Annotated in this window: 18 protein-coding genes; 7 read left to right on the top strand and 11 right to left on the bottom strand. The window is 31.3% G+C overall.

All coding sequences use genetic code 11. From position 1 onward, the window contains the following. Positions 1–11: 11 nt before the first annotated feature. The 4 genes from OLM55_RS03040 to OLM55_RS03025 form a co-directional block, all read right to left on the bottom strand. Complete coding sequence (locus tag OLM55_RS03040; RefSeq protein ID WP_264559947.1) at positions 12–989, bottom strand: TerC/Alx family metal homeostasis membrane protein; 978 nt, start codon at positions 987–989, stop codon at positions 12–14. A 172-nt stretch (positions 990–1161) separates the two neighbouring features. Then, positions 1162–2157, bottom strand: a complete 996-nt coding sequence (locus OLM55_RS03035) for an NAD(P)H-dependent glycerol-3-phosphate dehydrogenase (RefSeq protein ID WP_264559946.1) — start codon at positions 2155–2157, stop codon at positions 1162–1164. Positions 2158–2398: 241 nt separating this feature from the next. Beyond that, positions 2399–3577, bottom strand: coding sequence for an iron-containing alcohol dehydrogenase (locus OLM55_RS03030; protein ID WP_264559945.1), 1179 nt, complete (start codon positions 3575–3577; stop codon positions 2399–2401). 4 nt (positions 3578–3581) lie between these two features. Beyond that, on the bottom strand, positions 3582–4370 hold the full coding sequence (locus OLM55_RS03025; RefSeq protein WP_264559944.1) for a type 1 glutamine amidotransferase domain-containing protein: 789 nt from the start codon (positions 4368–4370) through the stop codon (positions 3582–3584). Between the two features lie 87 nt (positions 4371–4457). On the opposite strand from OLM55_RS03025, the gene OLM55_RS03020 reads away from it, so the two are divergent. Beyond that, positions 4458–5357, top strand: a complete 900-nt coding sequence (locus OLM55_RS03020; protein WP_264559943.1) for a LysR family transcriptional regulator — start codon at positions 4458–4460, stop codon at positions 5355–5357. A 2-nt stretch (positions 5358–5359) separates the two neighbouring features. On the opposite strand, the gene nadD is transcribed toward OLM55_RS03020, so the two are convergent. The 6 genes from nadD to OLM55_RS02990 all read right to left on the bottom strand — a co-directional run bounded on the left by nadD (position 5360) and on the right by OLM55_RS02990 (position 9630). After that, positions 5360–5941, bottom strand: a complete 582-nt coding sequence (gene nadD, locus OLM55_RS03015) for a nicotinate (nicotinamide) nucleotide adenylyltransferase (protein ID WP_264559942.1) — start codon at positions 5939–5941, stop codon at positions 5360–5362. A gap of 14 nt (positions 5942–5955) precedes the next feature. Beyond that, complete coding sequence (gmk, locus tag OLM55_RS03010; RefSeq protein WP_264559941.1) at positions 5956–6528, bottom strand: guanylate kinase; 573 nt, start codon at positions 6526–6528, stop codon at positions 5956–5958. Between the two features lie 24 nt (positions 6529–6552). Then, complete coding sequence (locus OLM55_RS03005) at positions 6553–7413, bottom strand: YicC/YloC family endoribonuclease (protein WP_264559940.1); 861 nt, start codon at positions 7411–7413, stop codon at positions 6553–6555. Positions 7414–7460: 47 nt separating this feature from the next. Beyond that, positions 7461–8360 carry a DMT family transporter gene (locus tag OLM55_RS03000; RefSeq protein WP_264559939.1) on the bottom strand — a complete coding sequence of 300 codons (900 nt, stop codon included), beginning with the start codon at positions 8358–8360 and terminating at the stop codon, positions 7461–7463. Beyond that, positions 8353–8709: an arsenate reductase family protein gene (locus OLM55_RS02995; RefSeq protein ID WP_264560581.1), complete on the bottom strand. Its 357-nt coding sequence runs from the start codon at positions 8707–8709 to the stop codon at positions 8353–8355. The genes OLM55_RS03000 and OLM55_RS02995 overlap by 8 nt, the downstream gene beginning before the upstream one ends. A gap of 141 nt (positions 8710–8850) precedes the next feature. Further along, positions 8851–9630 (bottom strand): THC0290_0291 family protein, encoded by a 780-nt coding sequence (locus tag OLM55_RS02990; protein ID WP_264559938.1) that lies wholly within the window; start codon positions 9628–9630, stop codon positions 8851–8853. A 203-nt stretch (positions 9631–9833) separates the two neighbouring features. Between OLM55_RS02990 and gdhA the strand changes: the two genes are divergently transcribed. The 6 genes from gdhA (at position 9834) to OLM55_RS02960 (ending at position 18928) form a co-directional block, all read left to right on the top strand. Continuing rightward, entirely contained in the window at positions 9834–11177 is a 1344-nt protein-coding gene (gene gdhA / locus OLM55_RS02985) for an NADP-specific glutamate dehydrogenase (protein WP_264559937.1), read from the top strand. Positions 11178–11291: 114 nt separating this feature from the next. Continuing rightward, on the top strand, positions 11292–13580 hold the full coding sequence (locus tag OLM55_RS02980; RefSeq protein WP_264559936.1) for a two-component regulator propeller domain-containing protein: 2289 nt from the start codon (positions 11292–11294) through the stop codon (positions 13578–13580). Continuing rightward, positions 13580–14293 (top strand): DNA repair protein RecO, encoded by a 714-nt coding sequence (recO, locus tag OLM55_RS02975; protein ID WP_264559935.1) that lies wholly within the window; start codon positions 13580–13582, stop codon positions 14291–14293. The genes OLM55_RS02980 and recO overlap by 1 nt, the downstream gene beginning before the upstream one ends. Positions 14294–14392: 99 nt before the next feature. Beyond that, positions 14393–17794: an isoleucine--tRNA ligase gene (gene ileS / locus OLM55_RS02970; protein WP_264559934.1), complete on the top strand. Its 3402-nt coding sequence runs from the start codon at positions 14393–14395 to the stop codon at positions 17792–17794. A gap of 52 nt (positions 17795–17846) precedes the next feature. Beyond that, the gene (locus tag OLM55_RS02965; protein ID WP_264559933.1) at positions 17847–18227 is read left to right on the top strand and encodes a TraR/DksA family transcriptional regulator; all 381 of its coding nucleotides are present in this window, start codon (positions 17847–17849) and stop codon (positions 18225–18227) included. Between the two features lie 83 nt (positions 18228–18310). Beyond that, complete coding sequence (locus OLM55_RS02960; protein WP_264559932.1) at positions 18311–18928, top strand: lipoprotein signal peptidase; 618 nt, start codon at positions 18311–18313, stop codon at positions 18926–18928. Here the strand turns inward: OLM55_RS02960 and OLM55_RS02955 are convergent. After that, on the bottom strand, positions 18915–19238 hold the full coding sequence (locus OLM55_RS02955) for a helix-turn-helix domain-containing protein (protein ID WP_264559931.1): 324 nt from the start codon (positions 19236–19238) through the stop codon (positions 18915–18917). The two genes, OLM55_RS02960 and OLM55_RS02955, sit on opposite strands and share 14 nt — an antisense overlap. Positions 19239–19338 lie beyond the last annotated feature (100 nt).

Raw genomic sequence — 19338 nt, 5'->3', positions numbered from 1 at the left:
TTTTGTGAAAACTATTCTTTATACGGAATTAGTAATGACCAAACTATTGAAATTACTAAAATTCCACCTACAACTCCAAGAGAAACCATTGATGAAATATGAAACAACGGAGCAATAATCATTTTTACACCTATAAATGTTAAAATAAGCGCTAATCCGTAATGCAAACGGCTAAACATATACATGAAGTTGGCCAAAAGAAAATAAAGCGAACGAAGCCCTAAAATAGCAAATATGTTGGATGTGTATAAAATAAACGGATCATCAGGTGCAATGGCAAAAATTGCAGGAATACTGTCAACAGCAAAAAGCAAATCGGTAAATTCAATTATAACAACAACAACAAAAAGTGGAGTAGCCATTTTTAACCCGTTTTGTATTGTAAAAAACTTATCACCATCAAAATTCTTACTTACTGTAAAAAGTTTATGAACTAACTTTGAACCTGGGCTTTTTGAGAAATCTTTATCGCCATCGTCTTCACTATGACTAAACCACGATTTGATTCCGGCAACAATTAAGATAACACCAAAAATAGTTAGTAAATAATTAATTTTTACTAAATGACCAAAAAGCTCCATTTCTGGTAAATACGTGTAATTTAAAATCCAAACCCCAGTAAAAATAAATATAGCTCTAAAAAACAAAGCTCCGAGTACTCCCCAAAATAACACTTTGTGTTGCGCTTCTTTAGCGACATTGAAATATCCAAAAACTAAAATGAATACAAAAAGATTATCTACAGAAAGTGCTTTTTCTATCCAATAGGCTCCTTGAAATTGCATGAATTGTTCTGCACCCAAATAATAATAAATAATTCCACTAAAACCCATTGCTAATGAAATCCAAGTTGCTGACCAAAGTGCAGCTTCTCTATTAGATATTGCGTGACTTTTTTTGTTTAAAACACCTAAATCTAGCAATAACATTGCTATGATTACAACTGAGAATATTCCTAAAATTACAGGATGATTTATTAAATGGTCCATAGATTACTTTTTTACAAATTTACTACATGATTTTTTCTCCAAGGCAAGATGTTTTAATTGGCTGAAAATCAGTGTTTTATAAAGAATTGTCAAAAAACAAAAAACAGACTAACTTTTTGAATTTCAAATTGTTAAGTCTGTTTTTGTATATGACGACTAATTTCGAAAAAAATTAATCTAATTTATCTGCTAGTTTTTTAAACACAGCTTTTGGCTCTTTTCCTTCATATAAAATAGCATAAACAGCATCAATAATTGGCGTTTTTGCTCCGTGCTTTTGATTTAACAAATAAGCACTTTTAGTTGCGTAATACCCTTCAGCCACCATACTCATTTCCATTTGTGCCGATTTTACAGTGTATCCTTTGCCAATCATGTTTCCAAACATTCTATTTCTAGAAAAAACAGAATAGCCTGTTACTAATAAATCACCTAAGTAAGCCGAATTATTAATGTTACGTTTCATTTTATGAACTTTACTAATGAATTTTTTCATTTCGCGAATTCCATTACTCATCAAAACCGATTGAAAGTTATCTCCATAACCTAAACCATGTGCAATACCAGCAGAAATTGCATAAATGTTTTTTAACATTGCGGCATATTCTGTGCCAATTATATCGTCTGAAGTTTTAGTTTTTATATAATCTGAACTTACGTTTTTTGCCATTAATTTGGCCTTTTCTTTATCACCACAAGCTAAAGTTAAATAAGATAACCTCTCCATTGCAACCTCTTCAGCATGACAAGGACCAGTTAAAACGCCTATATTTTCGTATGGAACGTTGAATTTTTGATGAAAATGTTCACCAACAATTAAGCTTGTTTCAGGAACAATTCCTTTAATTGCTGAAAATATTACTTTTCCTTCTAAACTTTGAGTTAGATTCTCCAATTCACCACTTAAAAAAGCAGAAGGAATAGCAAATATGATATAATCTGCATAAGCTACAGCTTCATTAATATCATTTGTAAGTTTTAGTTTTTTAACATCAAACTCTACTGAACTTAAGTAATTAGGGTTATGATATTGGTGTTTAATATGTTCAACAGCATAAGTACTTCTCATGTACCATGCAATTTCAGTTTGGTTTTCACAAAGCATTTTTGCAATAGCAGTAGCCCAACTTCCTCCGCCTATAACTGCAAATTTTGGATTTTTTTCCATTGTAGTTCCATTTTTTTGGAAATTCAAAGGTAAAGAAATAGTTTCAATATTAAAAAGTGATTAAGAAGCTAAACATTTTTAAAAAATGTTAAAGTTTAAGAATTGAGCAATTTAATTTTTATTATTTCGTTTTGTTTTAAATTGTTTCAACTTTGTGAATGGTTTAGGTTATCTATTTTAAGTTGTAAAAAAAGCGTTTAAAATATTTTAAACGCTTTTTTGTTGCTATAAAATGAGTTGTTTAATAGCTCATTTCTACAATTTCTCTTACTTTTTCTGGAGTAATGTTTTGTTTTTCTCCTAAAGCTTTCCAACCTCTTTCTTCAAAACGATTTACAATGAAGTCTGCCGTTTTTGCATAGTCATCTGTGTTTTCAGATAATTTAGTTTTCATTCCCATAGTGTGGAAAAATTCAACTGTTTTTTCAATTGCTTTTTTAGCTATTTCTTCTGTTGAACCTTCTTGTATGTTCCAAACGCGTTTTCCAAATTGTGCTAATTTGTCTTTTTTAGTTTCAAACATTACTTTATATAAGTTTGGACCAATAATCGCTAATGTTCTCGCATGATCAATTTCGTATAAAGCGGTTAATTCATGACCAATCATATGCGTTGCCCAATCGGAAGGAACACCTTTTTGGATTAATCCGTTTAAAGCCATAGTTGCAGACCAAACAAAATTAGAAGCCAATTTATAGTCGGTTGGATTTTCAACTACTTTTGGTCCAATTTCTACTAATGTTTGTAAAATTCCCTCTGCAATTCTGTCTTGTAAAAGTGCATCATGAGTATACGTTAAGTATTGTTCCATTACGTGCGTAAAAGCATCAACAACTCCATTTTGTAATTGACGTTTTGGTAAAGATGTAATTACTGTTGGATCAACGATAGAGAATTTTGGAAACAAAGCACTTCCACCTAAAGTTAATTTTTCTTGTGTTTCATTAATGGTTACTACTGCTCCTGAATTCATTTCTGAACCTGTTGCTGGTAACGTTAAAACCGTTCCAAAAGGAATTACTTCTGCTAAATCTGTAAATAATATTCTTTTTCGTAAAATTTCAGCAGCATCACCTTTATAATTAACGGCTGCAGAAATAAATTTTGTACCGTCAATTACACTTCCACCACCAACTGCTAAAACGAATCCGATTTTTTGATCGCGGATAATTGCAACAGCTTTCATTAAGGTTTCATATCTTGGATTTGGTTCTATTCCACCAAATTCTACAATATTATTTTCTTCAAATTGTGTTCCTAAAGCAGCTTTTACTTGGTCATAAACACCATTTTTGAAGATACTTCCACCACCGTAAGCGATAAGAATTTTTGTGTTTGAAGGTACTAAGTCTTTTAATTTTTCAATTTGTCCTTTTCCAAAGACATAATTTACTGGATTATATAATTCGAAATTGTTCATTTTTTTATTTTTTTAATTGTTCTAATAATTTTTGAGCTACTAATTTAGAAGAAGCCGGATTTTGTCCTGTAATTAACAAGCCGTCTTCAACAGCATAAGGCGCCCAATTTTCACCTTTACTGTATGCTGCACCATTAGCTTTTAAAGCATCTTCTAATAAGAAAGGAACTACTTTGGTTAAACCAACTGCTTCCTCTTCTTCATTAGTAAAACCAGTTACTTTTTTACCTTTCACTAAATATTCACCACTTACTTTTACATTTTTTAATACCGCTGGAGCGTGACATACAAAAGCAACTGGTTTGTTATTTGTGTAAAAAGATTCGATTAAAGATATTGAATTTTTGTCAGATACTAAATCCCATAATGGTCCATGTCCACCTGGATAGAATACAGCATCATAATCCGCTTCATTAATATCAGCTAATTTAACTGTTTTTGCTAATTTTTGTTGTAATGCAGCATCACCATTAAATCTTTTAGTGTCTTCAGTCGCTGAACTTGGATCAGCACTTTTTGGGTCAATTGGAGGTTGTCCGCCATTAGGTGATGCAATTGTAATTTCGATTCCTTTATCTGCTAATTCATAATAAGGTGCTGCAAATTCTTCTATCCAAAACCCTGTTTTTTCTCCTGTGTTTCCTAAGTCTTCGTGACTAGTTAATACAAATAATACCTTTTTCATAGTTTCTTTTTTTGTTATTTGACTTTCTTGTGTTGTTTCAGTTGTATTTTCTTTGTCTTTACAACTTACTGTCAAAATTACGATTAATGCTAATGCTATGCGTTTCATGTTTTGTTATATTTTTTACAAAATTACGACTAATGTGGTATTAGCAAAAATAATTTAAATTATGTTTGTGATAAATATATTTATATCATGGTAAATTTAGAATGGTACAGAACTTTTAAATCTGTTTATAAAAACGGAAATTTTTCGCAAGCAGCAAAAGAATTATTTATCAGTCAACCTGCAGTAAGTCAGCAAATAGCCATGTTAGAAGCACATGTAGGTTATAAATTATTCAATAGAAAATCAAAAGGTGTGGAGCCAACTGAGTATGCAAAATTACTAAACAATTTAATTATTGAAGCTTTAGACCGTTTGGAAAGTGTGGAAAATGGTTTCCGTGAAAAAGCATTTAGTTCAAACAAGTTAGTTTCTATCGGAATATCAAAACATTTATTTGCTAGTATTGGAACAAAGTTAATTTCAAAATTCGATTTTATTGATTTCACTTATGGAGAAAATGATGAATTATTCAGTTTAGTGAATGATAAAAAAATAGACTTTGCCATTGTTACCAAAAAGTTTGACACTTTTGATACGGTTCAGAAAGAATTAGGTAAAATAAAACAAATCGTCGTTGCGAGTAACGATTTAGATTTAAAAGATGTTAAGAAAGAAATCAAAAAAGAAAATTATACGACCATCGAAAATTGGTTAAATCAACAAAAGTGGTATAATTTTGATGCTAGAATTCCTCATGTAAAATTATTTTGGTTGCATGTATTTGATAAAAAAAGACCTTCAATGGTTTCTAATTATATCATTCCATCTGAATCGGAAATGTTGTCTACATTAGTTGAAAATTCAGGTGTTTCAGTAGTTTGGGATATTAATGCAAAACCGTATTTAAAAAATAATCAGTTACAATTAATTTGGGATAGTGCTAAAATGCCTTCTACAGAAATCTATATACTATCTCGAAAAAATGATGCTTTGAATATCGTTTTGAATGAAATGAAAGAAGAAATTAGTGCTTATATTTTAAGTTAACATTACTTCTTATAAAACAAATTATGCTCCACATATTCCCAAACCTCTTTCGGTAACATGGGAACAATATTTTTTCCGTTTTTAATGCTTTCGCGAATAAATGTAGAAGATAATTCAATTACTGGAGCACCAATTCTGTGAATTTTTGGATGATTAGCAAATTGGTCATCCATTTCACCAGAATTTAATCTAGGATAAACATAAACGTTATGATTATTAAGAATAACTTCATAGTTTTTCCATTTATGAAGCGAATTTAGATTGTCTTCGCCCATAATTAAAGAAAATTCATATTTAGGAAATTTTTCTTGTAAATGAGCCAAAGTATTTACCGTATAATTTGGTTGGGTTAACTTAAATTCAATATCAGAAGGTTGAATTTTTGTATACTCTTTAGTGGCCAAATGCACCATTTCTAAACGATGGTAATCGTCTAAAAGTGTATTCTTTTTTTTGTGAGGATTATGAGGTGTAACCACCATCCAAATTTGGTCTAAATCAGAATGTTCCGCCATATGATTGGCTATAATTAAATGTCCAATGTGAATAGGGTTAAATGTTCCGAAATACAATCCGATTTTCATGATATTACTAATTACTATTTTGAAACAAAATCTTTAACCAATTGATAAGCTTCTTGTTTAGCAGTATCTAAATCGTAGTTTTTAATAATTTTATCAAATTGAGGAGCAGTTGCTAATTCTACGTGTGCTTTAGCAATTCGCATATTAATTTTATCATCACTTTCTGTAGAACGTTCTTTAAGTCTACGTTTTAACTCATCAACACTTGGTGGTTTTACAAAAACAGCTAAAGTTTCTTCTGGAAATTTACTTTTGATTCGTAATCCGCCCGCTACATCAATATCAAAAATAACATGTTTGCCAAGAGCCCAAATACGTTCTACTTCTTTTTGTAAAGTTCCATAGAAGTTATCGGTGTATACTTCTTCCCATTCTACAAAATCTTCGGCTTTTATGTGTTTTTTAAATTCTTCCCAAGAAATAAAGTAGTAATCTTTTCCATGAATTTCTTCTCCTCTTGGTTCACGAGTGGTACAAGAAATAGAAAATTCAAGATTTAAATCAGGTTGAGCTAATAAATGTTTAACTATAGTCGTTTTTCCTGAACCAGAGGGTGCAGAGAATACCAATAATTTTCCTTTAGTCATTGTGTTGTTGTTTTTGTAACTTTTTTAAAGAACGTTTAGAACTTGTTCTTTAATTTTTTCCAATTCATCTTTCATCATTACCACTAATTTTTGCATTTCTGCATGGTTCGATTTTGAACCCATAGTGTTGATTTCTCTTCCCATCTCTTGAGTAATGAAACCTAGTTTTCTACCTAAAGCGCCCTCATTATTCATAGTTTCTAAGAAATAGTCTAAATGATTCGTTAAACGAACTTTTTCTTCAGTTATGTCTAATTTTTCTAGATAATAAATTAACTCTTGCTCAAAACGGTTTTCGTCAACAGTAACTTTTAGTTCTTCTATAGCTGTAAAAAGGCGGTCTTTAATGTTTTGTACTCTTTCGGGGTCCAATACTAAAGCTTGTTCCATATAAGAGCGAATATTTGTTATACGCAATTGAAATTCTTTTTCAAGAGAAGCTCCTTCGTCTGTTCTAAAGTTATCAATATTAGTCAAAGCTTCGTTGATAACAGATTCGATGTGTTTCCATTCTTCTTTGTCTAATTCTTCACGTTCTGTTTTTAATGCATCCGGCATTCTAACAGCCATTTTCATTAACTCGGTTTCATCTGCATTAGAAATAACTTCTTGCATTTGTTTCATATAACCTTTTATAATAGGCACATTTATTTTAGCAGATGTTTCTTCGCCAGTAACTTCAATATATAATGAAAAATCAATTTTTCCTCGTTCTAGCTTTTGAGCAATAGTATTACGAATTTGTAATTCCATTTCTCTGTAAATTGAAGGAGTTCTAACATTAAGATCTAAACCTTTGCTGTTTAAAGATTTTAACTCAACAGTTATTTTTTTATTAGGTAATTGTAAAAAGGCTTTACCAAAACCTGTCATTGATTGTATCATAAATTAACTTAAAATAGAGTTCAAAGATAAGAAAAAGTGTTCAGTGTTTAGTATTCGGTAGCCTTTTTTACTTTTTGATGTGTAACTAAATAAACACCAATAAAAATTAAAACAGCAGAAATTACTTTGATAAAAGTAAGTTCGTCTTTTTGCAGAACTATTGCAATTATAGAGGCAAATAGAGGTTGTAAATAGATAAAAACCGATAAAGTTGTAGGTTTTAGTTCTTTCATAGCCATTAAATTGATTAAGTAAGCTAAGAATGTTGTAAATAAGACTACAAACCCAATATTATAATAAATATTTGTTGGAATACTTGACCAATTTATTTCTATAAACTCTTGATAACCAAATGGAAGCACAAATAACAAACCAAAAGTATAAATCCATTTAATAAATGTAAAAGCATGATATTTAGTAATCAATTTTTTAATTATAATTAGATATACAGCATAGGAAGCAGCATTTATAAAAACTAAAAAATTCCCAAAACTTGCGTTTGGACTGTTTTGAATATCTTTTCCGTAAAGAATTAATATTGACGTTCCGGTTAGTCCAATAATTATCCCAAATACTTTCTTGATTTCAATTTTTTCTTTAATAAGAATTGCTGATAAAATCAACACTAAAATAGGAGCAGTAACCATAATCACCGAAGCACTTATGGGAGATGTTAAACTTAGTCCTTTAAAAAAAGTCAGTTGGTTAATTACTACTCCAAATAAAGATGCCGCAATTATACGTGGAAAATCATTTAATTCAATTCGTTCTTTTGGACCAAAAAATGTTAAAAGCCAAAACAATATAGCGCCACCTAATGCTCTTATTAAGATAAATCCATAAGGCTTTATGTAAGTTGGCATTACATCTTTAGCAAAGATAAATGTGCCACCATAAATTAAAGCTACAAATGTTGCGCCAATTAAAGCGAATAATCTTTTAGACATTTCCTAAGCTCTTCATTAATTTTAAAATATTTGGTTGAGAATTTCCAATGAATATTTCATTTTTAATGATAAATACAGGTCTGCTTAAAAAAGTATAGTGTTCTAAAATTAAAGACTTATAGTCATCTTCAGTTAATTTTTGATTTTTTAAGCCTCTTTCTTTGTATAATTGTGCTCTTTTGCTAAACAAAGCTTCATAACTTCCTGAAAGGGCATACATTTTTGCGAGTGATTCTTCATTTATGGGATTTTCTTTTATATCTTGAAAATCTAACTCAATATCTTTTGGTAAAGATTTGATTATTTTTCGACAAGTGTCACAAGAGGGTAAATAATATACAGTGTTCATTCTTTTTTTTACAAAAGTAATCATTTGAATTTACTTTTTAACTTATCCCAATTCAGGTAACATTAATCATATGTAATTTCTAAGCATAAAAAAAGTCTTGTTTTACCAAGACTTCTTTATTAAATGTATATTTTATGTTTTTTAATCTAAATAATAGATGTATCCAACATGAAGCCATAAGTTCCAGTCGTTTGCTTTATTTTCTGAATATAAGTCAGGATCTTTTCTTAATCCATCAACCCAGTCAGAAAAATAGTATTGCCATCTTAACTCAATAAATAGATCTGATAATTCTGTTAATTTATAACGAGAACCAATACTCGAAACAACCGAGAAAGTGCTACCTCCTTCAGAAGAATAACCATCTGGCAGATAATCAGGATAAGTTGTAATAGGTGTTCCTAAGGGGCCTAACTCTGAATATGTATTATTTTGGAAAAAACTATAATGTGCACCTAATGCAATAAATGGAGCAAAAGCACCATCTGTAGCTGTAAACTCTCTAATGCTTAATGGAAAGTACTCTAACTGCATTCCTATATCAGTAACTTTAGCTTCACCTTTCATGGCTTTTAATTGGTTACCCCAAATAGAGTTTTTTTCAGCCCATTCTCCAAAATGCTCTAATTTTGTACTATTATAAGATAGCTCAGAACGCAATTTAAAATGATCATTAAAATAAGTTTCTGGAGTATAACAATTACACTCTGCTCTGTATGCAAAGTTCATATAATGTACTAATCCAATACCAAAACCGGTATTACCAGCATTTGTTTTCATATCATGACGTACTCCAAAGTCAGATTGGAATGCTACACCACCAACAAATGCTCCTATTTCGTGAGAAAAACCAAATTGAGCATTCGAAAATAATGGTGATAATAATAGTAAAAAAACGAAGTGTTTAATTTTTTTAGTCATTACTAAAAGTTTTCGATTGTCGGACAAATATATAAAAACTAAGTTCACATAAAAAAAAAATATTAAAATTCTTGTTTAAAATTTCTTAATTTTTACTTTTTCACTCTTTTTTTTGTAAAAATTTCACGTGTGATTTTTAAAAATGTATATTTGTTCCTCGAAAATTAAGTCTAAACTTAATAGTAAATCAAAACAATAATATCATGAAAGAAAGCGTATCATCTTTTATTGAAGCAGTAGCTAAAAGAAATCCAAATGAGCCTGAATTTATGCAGGCGGTTAAAGAAGTAGCTGAAACAGTTATTCCTTTTATTGAAGAAAATAAAAAATACCAAAACAAAATGCTTTTGGAAAGAATGGTTGAGTCTGAGCGTGTAATTATGTTTAGAGTTGTATGGCAAGATGATGCTGGAAAAACTCAAGTAAACAGAGGTTATCGTATTCAAATGAATTCAGCTATTGGGCCTTATAAAGGAGGTATTCGTTTTCATCCATCTGTTAATTTAAGTATTTTAAAGTTTTTAGCTTTTGAGCAAACGTTTAAAAATAGTTTAACAACATTGCCTATGGGTGGTGGAAAAGGTGGAGCTGATTTTGATCCTAAAGGAAAATCAGAAAACGAAATTATGCGTTTCTGTCAAGCATTCATGACAGAATTATCAAAACACATTGGAGCTGATACAGATGTACCTGCTGGAGATATTGGTGTAGGTGGAAGAGAAGTAGGATTCATGTTTGGTCAGTACAAAAGATTAAGAAACGAATTCACAGGAGTTTTAACAGGAAAAGGACCTTCTTTTGGAGGATCATTAATGCGTCCTGAAGCAACAGGTTATGGAGATGTTTATTTTGCACAAAGTATGCTTGCAACTAAAGGTCAAAGTTTTTCTGGTAAAACAGTTGTAGTTTCTGGTTCAGGAAATGTAGCTCAATATGCTATTGAAAAAGTAATTGAACTAGGTGGAAAACCTGTTACAGCTTCTGATTCTTCAGGATATATTTATGATGCGGATGGATTTGATGCTGAGAAATTAGCACACATTATGCAAATTAAAAATGTAGATTTCGCAAGAATTTCAGAATATGTAAAAAAATATCCAAACGCAAAATTTGTTGAAGGAAAACGTCCATGGGAAGTAAAATGCGATGTTGCATTACCTTGTGCTACTCAAAATGAATTAAATGAAGAAGAAGCAAAAGCATTAGTAGCAAACGGATGTATTTGTGTTGCTGAAGGTGCAAACATGCCTTCAACTCCAGAGGCAATTGAAGTATTCCAAAAAGCAAAAATATTATTTGCTCCAGGAAAAGCATCTAACGCAGGAGGTGTTGCAACTTCTGGTTTAGAAATGTCTCAAAATTCACTACGTTTAGGATGGACAAGTGAAGAGGTTGATGAGAAATTAAAAAGTATTATGGCAAATATACACGAGGCTTGTGTAAAATATGGTAAAGATTCAGATGGTTATGTTGACTATGTGAAAGGAGCTAATATTGCAGGTTTTGTTAAAGTAGCTGACGCTATGCTTGGTCAAGGTGTAGTATAAATCACTAACATTTTTTTAAAAAGGTTTTCGTTAATTCGAAAACCTTTTTTATTTTATGAATATACCAAAACCATATTTATACGTTTATAGTATATTTGTATAAAGTTGAAGAATATGAAATTCAAAATAGCATTTCTTTTTATAATATGTAGTCATTTCGTTTTTCCACAACAAAACCAGTTGTGGAAAAGTTATTATTCCTATAATGAAATTGTTGATGTAGAAGGTGGTTTGAACGCCGTTTTTGCAGCTACTACAAATAGTATTTTTTATAAAGATTTAAATTTAAACGATCTAAATATTTATAATTCTATTAATGGATTTAAACCAGAATCTATTACCGCAATACATCATTCAGATGCCTTTAATAAAACGATAGCAGGAAGCAGTAATGGACAATTAGTTATTGTAAATGAAGATGGGAGTGTTACTACTAAGGTTGATATTATTGAAGAAGTTCCCGTAGCTCCAAATATTAAGAGAATTAATGATTTATATGAGTATAATGGCAAACTTTATATTTCATGTGATTATGGTGTTTCGGTGTTAAACCTTTCAAACTTAGAGTTTGAATCCACTTACTTTATTGGACCAGCAGGAGAAGAGGTAAAGGTTTTGCAAACTACAGTTTTAAATGATGAAATTTATGCTGTAACAACACTTTATGGAATTAGAAAAGCAAGCTTAAATAATCCTTTTATATACGATTTTTCTCAATGGCAAACGTTTGATGCAGGATATTGGTTCGGAATTGTAACCTTTAATAATACAATAGTTGCCATGAATACCAACTCTAAAACATACAGGTACACTGGAGCTACATTCGTAGAGGTTTTAAGTCAAGCTCAAAGCGGATTAAAAATTAAAACTAATTCTAGTGAAGTTATAATTACAACTAGAAATAATATTTATGTAATTGATGAGGTTTATTCTTTAGCAGCTCATATAACAAATATTCCTTCATATACTGTGAACTTTACAGCAGCAACAGTTGTAGGTAATCAAATTTTTATTGGAACAGAAAGCAATGGTTTGTTTTCTACATTACTATCAAATCCAACTACTTTTGAGAGTATGAGTCCAAACGGACCTGTTCGAAATTACATATTTAGAGTAAAAAAAGCTCAAAATTATCTTTGGGCAGTTTATGGAGATTACTCAAGACTTTATAATCCATATCCATTAGATAGTTTTGGAATCAGTAAATATTCTGAAGACTTGGGTTGGGAACTAATCCCATATGACGATTTATTTGAAGCAAAATCAATTTCAGATTTAGCGATAAACCCAAATAACAATAATGAAATTTATGCAAGTTCTTTTTTTTCGGGCTTGTTAAAAGTGAATGATGACGGAGTCACTTTATATAATAGTGTAAATACAGCTCCAAATGGTTTAGAGTCGTTAACATTATCGCCTCCAAATCCAAGTTATATTGATGTAAGAATTAACAGCCCCGCCTTTGATAAAGATGGGAATTTATGGGTAACCAACGCAGCAGTAACAAAGCCTTTAAAAGTATTAAGAACAAATGGCCAATGGCAATCTTATGATATGTCTGCAGTATTACCAACAATTTCTAATGGAAGATATGCTCCTATAGCAATTGACAAGAATAGAACGAAATGGGTTCCAACTATTAATGATGGTTTATTGGTGTTTAATGATACATATAACAACAAAACCGCTGTTATTAATGTAGAAAATGGAAATCTGCCCGATAACGATGTAAGATGTGTTGCAATTGACAATAGAAACCAACTTTGGATTGGGACATTTAAAGGATTAAGAATATTATCTAGTGTAGACAGGTTTGTTTCAGATACCGAATTTACCACGACATCAATTATTATTCAAGAAGGAGATTTGGCTCAAGAATTATTCTACCAGCAAACAATTTTAGATATTGTGGTTGATGGTGCCAATAATAAATGGGTTTCAATTGCTGATGGTGGAGTTTTCTTGGTTTCATCAAATGGACAAGAAACCATTTATCAATTTACAAAATCAAACTCACCTTTGCCAAGCAACAATGTTAACGATATTGAAATAGATGGTGTAACGGGTGAAGTCTTTTTTGCTACCGATATGGGAATGGTTTCTTTTTTAGGGACTTCTACAAAACCTAGCGACGATTTGGCTGATGTTTTTGTATATCCAAACCCAGTGCGTCCAAATTATTCGGGCACAATTAAAATAGCAGGGTTAACTGATCAAGCAAATATAAAAATCACTGATATTGAAGGAAATTTGGTTCATGAAACCACCTCTTCAGGGGGAACAATAGAGTGGGATCAAACTGCCTTCGGAAGTCATAAAGTTGCATCAGGAGTATATATGGTTTTTATATCTTCTGAGGATGGAACAGACACAACTGTTAAGAAAGTAATGGTTATTCGATAATGCAAATTAAAACCAAAGCTATTGTAATTTCTACTTTAAAATACCAAGAGAAAAGCCTTATTGTTAAGTGTTTCACTCAAAGTAATGGAATAAAGTCTTATTTTGTAAATAACGCTTTTACAGGAAAAAACAACAAACAAAAAATTGCTTTTTTTCAACCTTTAATGCAACTTGAAATTGAGGCTACAAATAAAAATAAAGGAACTTTAGAGCGCTTTAAAGATATTAAAATAGCAAACCCTTATCAAACTATAGGTTACGACATTTATAAAACCACAATTGTTTTGTTCTTGTCGGAATTTTTAAACCACGCAATAAAAGAAGAAGAACCAAATGAACCGCTTTTTGAATATCTAGAAACCGCTTTATTATGGCTTGATAATCATGATGAAATTTCAAATTTTCATCTAATTGTTTTAATTCAAATTACAAAATATTTGGGTTTTTATCCAGAAAATCCTTCAGATGAAATTAATTATTTCGATCAATTAGAAGGAGTTTTTAATGCTTCACCTTCATCAAATAGTTTGTCGATTGATGAAACGATTTTGCTAAAAAGGCTCTTGGCTTTAAAGCTTGATAATACAGAAAATTATTTTTCGGCTCATCAAAGACAAATTCTTCTAAAAGTCATCATCAATTTTTTTACATTAAATGTCGATGGTTTTAAAACGCCAAAATCGGTAGAAGTTTTTAAAGAGGTTTTTAATTAGACCCTTTTTAAGTACCAAATCATCAAACTTTTGTCTTTTGCCTTTTGCCTATTTACTATAAATCACTACTTTCGCAACTTCAATTAAGATTACGACAAAATGAGTACAAAATTCACTGAATACAAAGGACTTAATTTGCCAACTGTGGCATCTGAAGTGCTTGATTTTTGGAAAAAACAAAATATATTTGAACAAAGTGTAACTTCTCGTGAAGGAGCAACACCTTTTGTGTTTTTTGAAGGGCCACCTTCTGCAAACGGATTACCTGGAATTCACCACGTAATGGCGCGTGCTATTAAAGATATTTTTTGTCGTTATAAAACTCAAAAAGGTTTTCAAGTTAAGCGTAAAGCAGGTTGGGATACTCATGGTTTACCAGTTGAATTAGGTACTGAAAAAGAATTAGGAATTACCAAAGAAGACATTGGTACAAAAATCACCGTTGCAGAATATAACGAAGCGTGTAAAAAAACCGTTATGCGTTATACAGATGTTTGGAACGATTTGACCGAAAAAATGGGTTATTGGGTAGATATGGAAGATCCGTATGTTACTTACAAATCAAAATACATGGAAACGGTTTGGTGGTTGTTGAAAGAAATCTATAAAAAAGATTTAATTTATAAAGGATACACAATCCAACCTTATTCTCCAAAAGCAGGAACAGGTTTATCTTCTCACGAAGTTAATCAACCAGGTTCTTATAGAGATGTTACCGATACTACAATTGTAGCACAATTTAAGGCTATCGAAAGTACATTGCCGAGTTTTCTTAAAGGTTTTGGAACAGTATACTTCATGGCTTGGACAACAACCCCTTGGACCTTGCCAAGTAATACAGCTTTAACAGTTGGACCAAAAATCGATTATGTTTTAGTAAAAACATTCAATCAATACACTTTTGAACCTATCAATGTTGTTTTGGCTAAAAATTTAGTTGGAAAGCAATTTGGAAAAGGATTTTTTGCAACTGAAGAAACTACCGATTTCGAAAATTATAAAGCAGGAGATAAAAAAATACCATACCAAATTATAGCCGAAGGAAAAGGAGCAGATTTAGTTGGAATTCGTTACGAACAACTAATGAAATTAGCCTTACCAAATGACAATCCAGAAAATGCATTTAGAGTAATTTCGGGAGATTTTGTTACCACGGAAGATGGAACAGGAATCGTTCACACAGCGCCAACATTTGGAGCAGATGATGCTAAAGTGGCTAAAGAAGCTACACCAGAAGTGCCGCCAATGCTTGTGAAAGATGTTAATGATAATTTAGTGCCTTTAGTAGATTTACAAGGAAGATTTATTCAAGGTTTAGGTGATTATTCTGGGAAGTACGTTAAAAACGAATATTATAACGACGGTGAAGCGCCTGAGCGTTCTGTTGATGTAGAAATAGCTATTCAATTAAAAGAAGAAAATAAAGCCTTTAAGGTTGAAAAATATGTGCACAGTTATCCACATTGTTGGAGAACTGACAAACCTATTTTATATTATCCGTTAGACTCTTGGTTTGTTAAAGTAACCGAAGTAAAAGAACGTATGTTCGACCTTAACGAAACTATCAACTGGAAGCCAAAAGCTACAGGAGAAGGACGTTTTGGAAATTGGTTAAAGAATGCTAACGATTGGAATTTATCTCGTTCAAGATATTGGGGAATTCCATTACCAATTTGGAGAACTGAAGATGGAGCAGAAGAAATGATTGTTGGTTCTGTTGAAGAATTATACAACGAAATCGAAAAATCAATTGCTGCTGGTTTCCAAAAAGAAAATCCGTTTAAAGGATTCGAAATTGGAAACATGTCTGAAGCAAATTATGATTTGGTTGATTTACATAAAAATGTAGTCGATGCAATTGTATTAGTTTCACCTTCAGGTAAACCAATGCAAAGAGAAAGTGATTTAATTGATGTTTGGTTCGATTCGGGTTCTATGCCTTATGCACAATGGCATTATCCTTTTGAAAATAAAGAAAAAATTGATGAAAATCAAGATTTTCCAGCCGATTTTATTGCAGAAGGAGTAGATCAAACACGTGGATGGTTTTATACGTTACACGCTATTGGAACTTTGGTTTTTGATAAAGTTGCGTATAAAAATGTCGTTTCAAACGGATTAGTTCTTGACAAAAACGGACAGAAAATGTCGAAACGTTTAGGGAACGCTGTTGATCCTTTTGAAACACTTTCAGAATATGGTGCCGATGCAACGCGTTGGTATATGATTTCTAATGCAAATCCTTGGGATAACTTAAAGTTTGATCTTGAGGGAATTGCTGAAGTTCGTCGTAAATTCTTTGGAACACTTTATAACACCTATTCGTTCTTTTCATTATATGCAAATATTGATGGGTTTACCTATGCTGAAGCAGAAATTCCATTAGAGGAAAGACCAGAAATTGACCGTTGGATTTTATCAGAATTACATACATTAATTAAAGACGTTGATGCTTTTTACGCAGAATATGAACCTACAAAAGCAACAAGAGCTATTTCAGATTTCGTACAAGAAAACTTAAGTAACTGGTATGTTCGTTTATGCAGAAGACGTTTCTGGAAAGGTGAATACGCACAAGATAAAATTGCTGCTTACCAAACGCTTTACACGTGTTTACTTACTGTGGCTAAGCTTTCTGCTCCGGTTGCACCTTTCTTTATGGACAGGTTATATCGCGATTTAACACAAGCAACGGGTTCTGAAAACTTTGAAAGTGTACACTTAGCAAACTTTCCGGTTTCGGTTGAAAACTTTGTTGATAAATCATTGGAAAGTAGAATGATGAAAGCACAAACGGTTTCTTCATTGGTTTTATCATTGCGTAAAAAGGAAATGATTAAAGTGCGTCAGCCTTTACAAAAGGTAATGATTCCGGTACTTGACGAAAATCAACGTGCTGAAATTGAGGCGGTTTCTGATCTTATAAAAGCAGAAGTAAACGTGAAAGAGGTGGTTTTAATGGACGACGCTTCTGGTGTTTTAGTGAAACAAATTAAACCTAATTTTAAAGCACTTGGACCTCGTTTTGGAAAAGATATGGGTCTGATTTCTAAAGAGATACAAAACTTTAGTCAAGATCAAATTAATCAAATTGAGAAGGATGGAAATCTTGAAATTGTTGTTTCAGGAAAAAATATTAATTTAACATCCGAAGATGTAGAGATTCTATCACAGGATATTCCGGGTTGGTTAGTAGCTAATGCAAACGGAATTACAGTTGCTCTTGATATTACAATTACTGATGAGTTGCGCAATGAGGGTATTGCAAGAGAGCTGGTAAATAGGATTCAAAATATTCGTAAAGATTCTGGTTTTGAAGTAACGGATAAAATTATTGTTCATATTCAAAATAATGAAGAAATTGAACAAGCTGTAGCAGCAAATTTGAGTTATATTAAATCGGAAACCTTAACGAACGAGCTACTTTTTAAAGAAAATTTAGAAAATGGTACGGAAATTGAGTTTGATGACTTGAAAACATTAATATTGATTTCGAAATAATGAAGCCGAAAGATTTTATCTTTCACATTGTAAAACTATAAAAAAATAAGTTATGGTAGAGGAAAAATTAAGATATTCTGATGCAGAATTAGCAGAGTTCAAGGCTTTACTACTTGACAAAATTGAAAAAGCAAATGCTGATTTAGCGCTTATTAAAAGTGCATATATGAACAATTCAAATAATGGAACCGATGACACATCACCTACATTTAAAGCATTTGAAGAAGGAAGTGAAACAATGTCTAAAGAAGCAAATTCACAATTAGCTATTCGTCAAGAAAAATTCCTTAGAGATTTAAAAAATGCTGTGGTTCGTGTTGAAAATAAAACGTATGGTATTTGTAAAGTAACGGGTAAATTAATTGCTAAAGAACGTTTAAAAGTTGTTCCTCATGCAACTATGAGTATAGAGGCAAAGAACTTGCAACGTTAATCTTTATATAAAAATTGACTAACGCTCCAACAGGAGCGTTTTTTATTTCACAAAATTCTTACTTTTGTAAAAAAATATCCACAATGTCTTTAAAAAGAGCTTATTTATTAGTTGTTCTTGTATTGTTAATAGATCAAATATCAAAGATTTATATTAAAACCCATTTTTTTATTGGAGAATCTATCAATGTTTTAGGATTAGATTGGTTTCGTATTCATTTTATTGAAAATGAAGGAATGGCTTGGGGAGCTGTTATTCCTGGAGAATATGGTAAATTAATCTTAACTGTTTTTAGAATAGGCGCAGTATTTGGTATTGGCTGGTGGCTTTGGGATTCTGTTATAAAAAAGCAATCTACTTTTTTAATTGTAGCTATTGCATTAATTCTTGCAGGCGCTGTAGGTAATATTCTTGACTCTGTATTTTATGGTGTAATTTTTAACGACAGTTATCACCAAGTGGCAACAGCTTTTTCAAGCGAGCCTTACGGAACTTGGTTTCATGGAGAAGTAGTTGATATGTTCTATTTTCCTATTTGGGACGGTGTTTTACCTTCTTGGATTCCTGTTTGGGGCGGAAATCACTTTACATTTTTTAACGCTATTTTTAACGTTGCAGACATTGCTATTTCTACAGGTGTTGGAATTCTAATTGTGTTCAATAAAAAAGCGTTTGGAAGTTCTGAAATTAAGATGGAATAGTAATCTCTTGAAGTAAATTAATTGTAGTTTCTAAATTTGCAATTCTATTTTGCAATAATTCAATGAGCATATTTTTTTCTTTTAATTGATCAAAGAGCATTCTATTTTCATTTAGCTCGCTAGTTTCTAATAATTCTGTAGGAGAAATATTAAAAATAACACCTATTTTTGCTATATAGTTAAAAACGCTTTTGCTTTTTCCATTTTCTATACGCGCAGCCGATTGTGAAATACATAATAAATCGGCGAGTTCTTCTTGCGAGTATCCCTTCGATTTTCGTAGTTGGCGTAGTTTTGAAATTGAAATCATTATGGTTTTAATATAACATTAAAATACAAATCTATTTTTTTTTTTTTTTCAATTTTGTAAAAAAAGCACAAGCTTTAACAAAATGTACAAATAATCTGTA

Origin of the sequence: Flavobacterium sp. N2270 (assembly GCF_025947225.1) — a bacterium.
Lineage (GTDB): Bacteria > Bacteroidota > Bacteroidia > Flavobacteriales > Flavobacteriaceae > Flavobacterium.
The sequence above is the reverse complement of the archived record's forward strand: the minus strand, read 5'-3'. Positions and strand labels throughout refer to the sequence as shown.

What these genes read in the sequence shown, in the direction of transcription:
- OLM55_RS03040 (WP_264559947.1), bottom strand. Translation starts at nt 989, where the DNA reads ATGGACCATTTAATAAATCATCCTGTAATTTTAGGAATATTCTCAGTT.
- OLM55_RS03035 (WP_264559946.1), bottom strand. Translation starts at nt 2,157, where the DNA reads ATGGAAAAAAATCCAAAATTTGCAGTTATAGGCGGAGGAAGTTGGGCT.
- OLM55_RS03030 (WP_264559945.1), bottom strand. Translation starts at nt 3,577, where the DNA reads ATGAACAATTTCGAATTATATAATCCAGTAAATTATGTCTTTGGAAAA.
- OLM55_RS03025 (WP_264559944.1), bottom strand. Translation starts at nt 4,370, where the DNA reads ATGAAACGCATAGCATTAGCATTAATCGTAATTTTGACAGTAAGTTGT.
- OLM55_RS03020 (WP_264559943.1), top strand. Translation starts at nt 4,458, where the DNA reads ATGGTAAATTTAGAATGGTACAGAACTTTTAAATCTGTTTATAAAAAC.
- nadD (WP_264559942.1), bottom strand. Translation starts at nt 5,941, where the DNA reads ATGAAAATCGGATTGTATTTCGGAACATTTAACCCTATTCACATTGGA.
- gmk (WP_264559941.1), bottom strand. Translation starts at nt 6,528, where the DNA reads ATGACTAAAGGAAAATTATTGGTATTCTCTGCACCCTCTGGTTCAGGA.
- OLM55_RS03005 (WP_264559940.1), bottom strand. Translation starts at nt 7,413, where the DNA reads ATGATACAATCAATGACAGGTTTTGGTAAAGCCTTTTTACAATTACCT.
- OLM55_RS03000 (WP_264559939.1), bottom strand. Translation starts at nt 8,360, where the DNA reads ATGTCTAAAAGATTATTCGCTTTAATTGGCGCAACATTTGTAGCTTTA.
- OLM55_RS02995 (WP_264560581.1), bottom strand. Translation starts at nt 8,709, where the DNA reads ATGAACACTGTATATTATTTACCCTCTTGTGACACTTGTCGAAAAATA.
- OLM55_RS02990 (WP_264559938.1), bottom strand. Translation starts at nt 9,630, where the DNA reads ATGACTAAAAAAATTAAACACTTCGTTTTTTTACTATTATTATCACCA.
- gdhA (WP_264559937.1), top strand. Translation starts at nt 9,834, where the DNA reads ATGAAAGAAAGCGTATCATCTTTTATTGAAGCAGTAGCTAAAAGAAAT.
- OLM55_RS02980 (WP_264559936.1), top strand. Translation starts at nt 11,292, where the DNA reads ATGAAATTCAAAATAGCATTTCTTTTTATAATATGTAGTCATTTCGTT.
- recO (WP_264559935.1), top strand. Translation starts at nt 13,580, where the DNA reads ATGCAAATTAAAACCAAAGCTATTGTAATTTCTACTTTAAAATACCAA.
- ileS (WP_264559934.1), top strand. Translation starts at nt 14,393, where the DNA reads ATGAGTACAAAATTCACTGAATACAAAGGACTTAATTTGCCAACTGTG.
- OLM55_RS02965 (WP_264559933.1), top strand. Translation starts at nt 17,847, where the DNA reads ATGGTAGAGGAAAAATTAAGATATTCTGATGCAGAATTAGCAGAGTTC.
- OLM55_RS02960 (WP_264559932.1), top strand. Translation starts at nt 18,311, where the DNA reads ATGTCTTTAAAAAGAGCTTATTTATTAGTTGTTCTTGTATTGTTAATA.
- OLM55_RS02955 (WP_264559931.1), bottom strand. Translation starts at nt 19,238, where the DNA reads ATGATTTCAATTTCAAAACTACGCCAACTACGAAAATCGAAGGGATAC.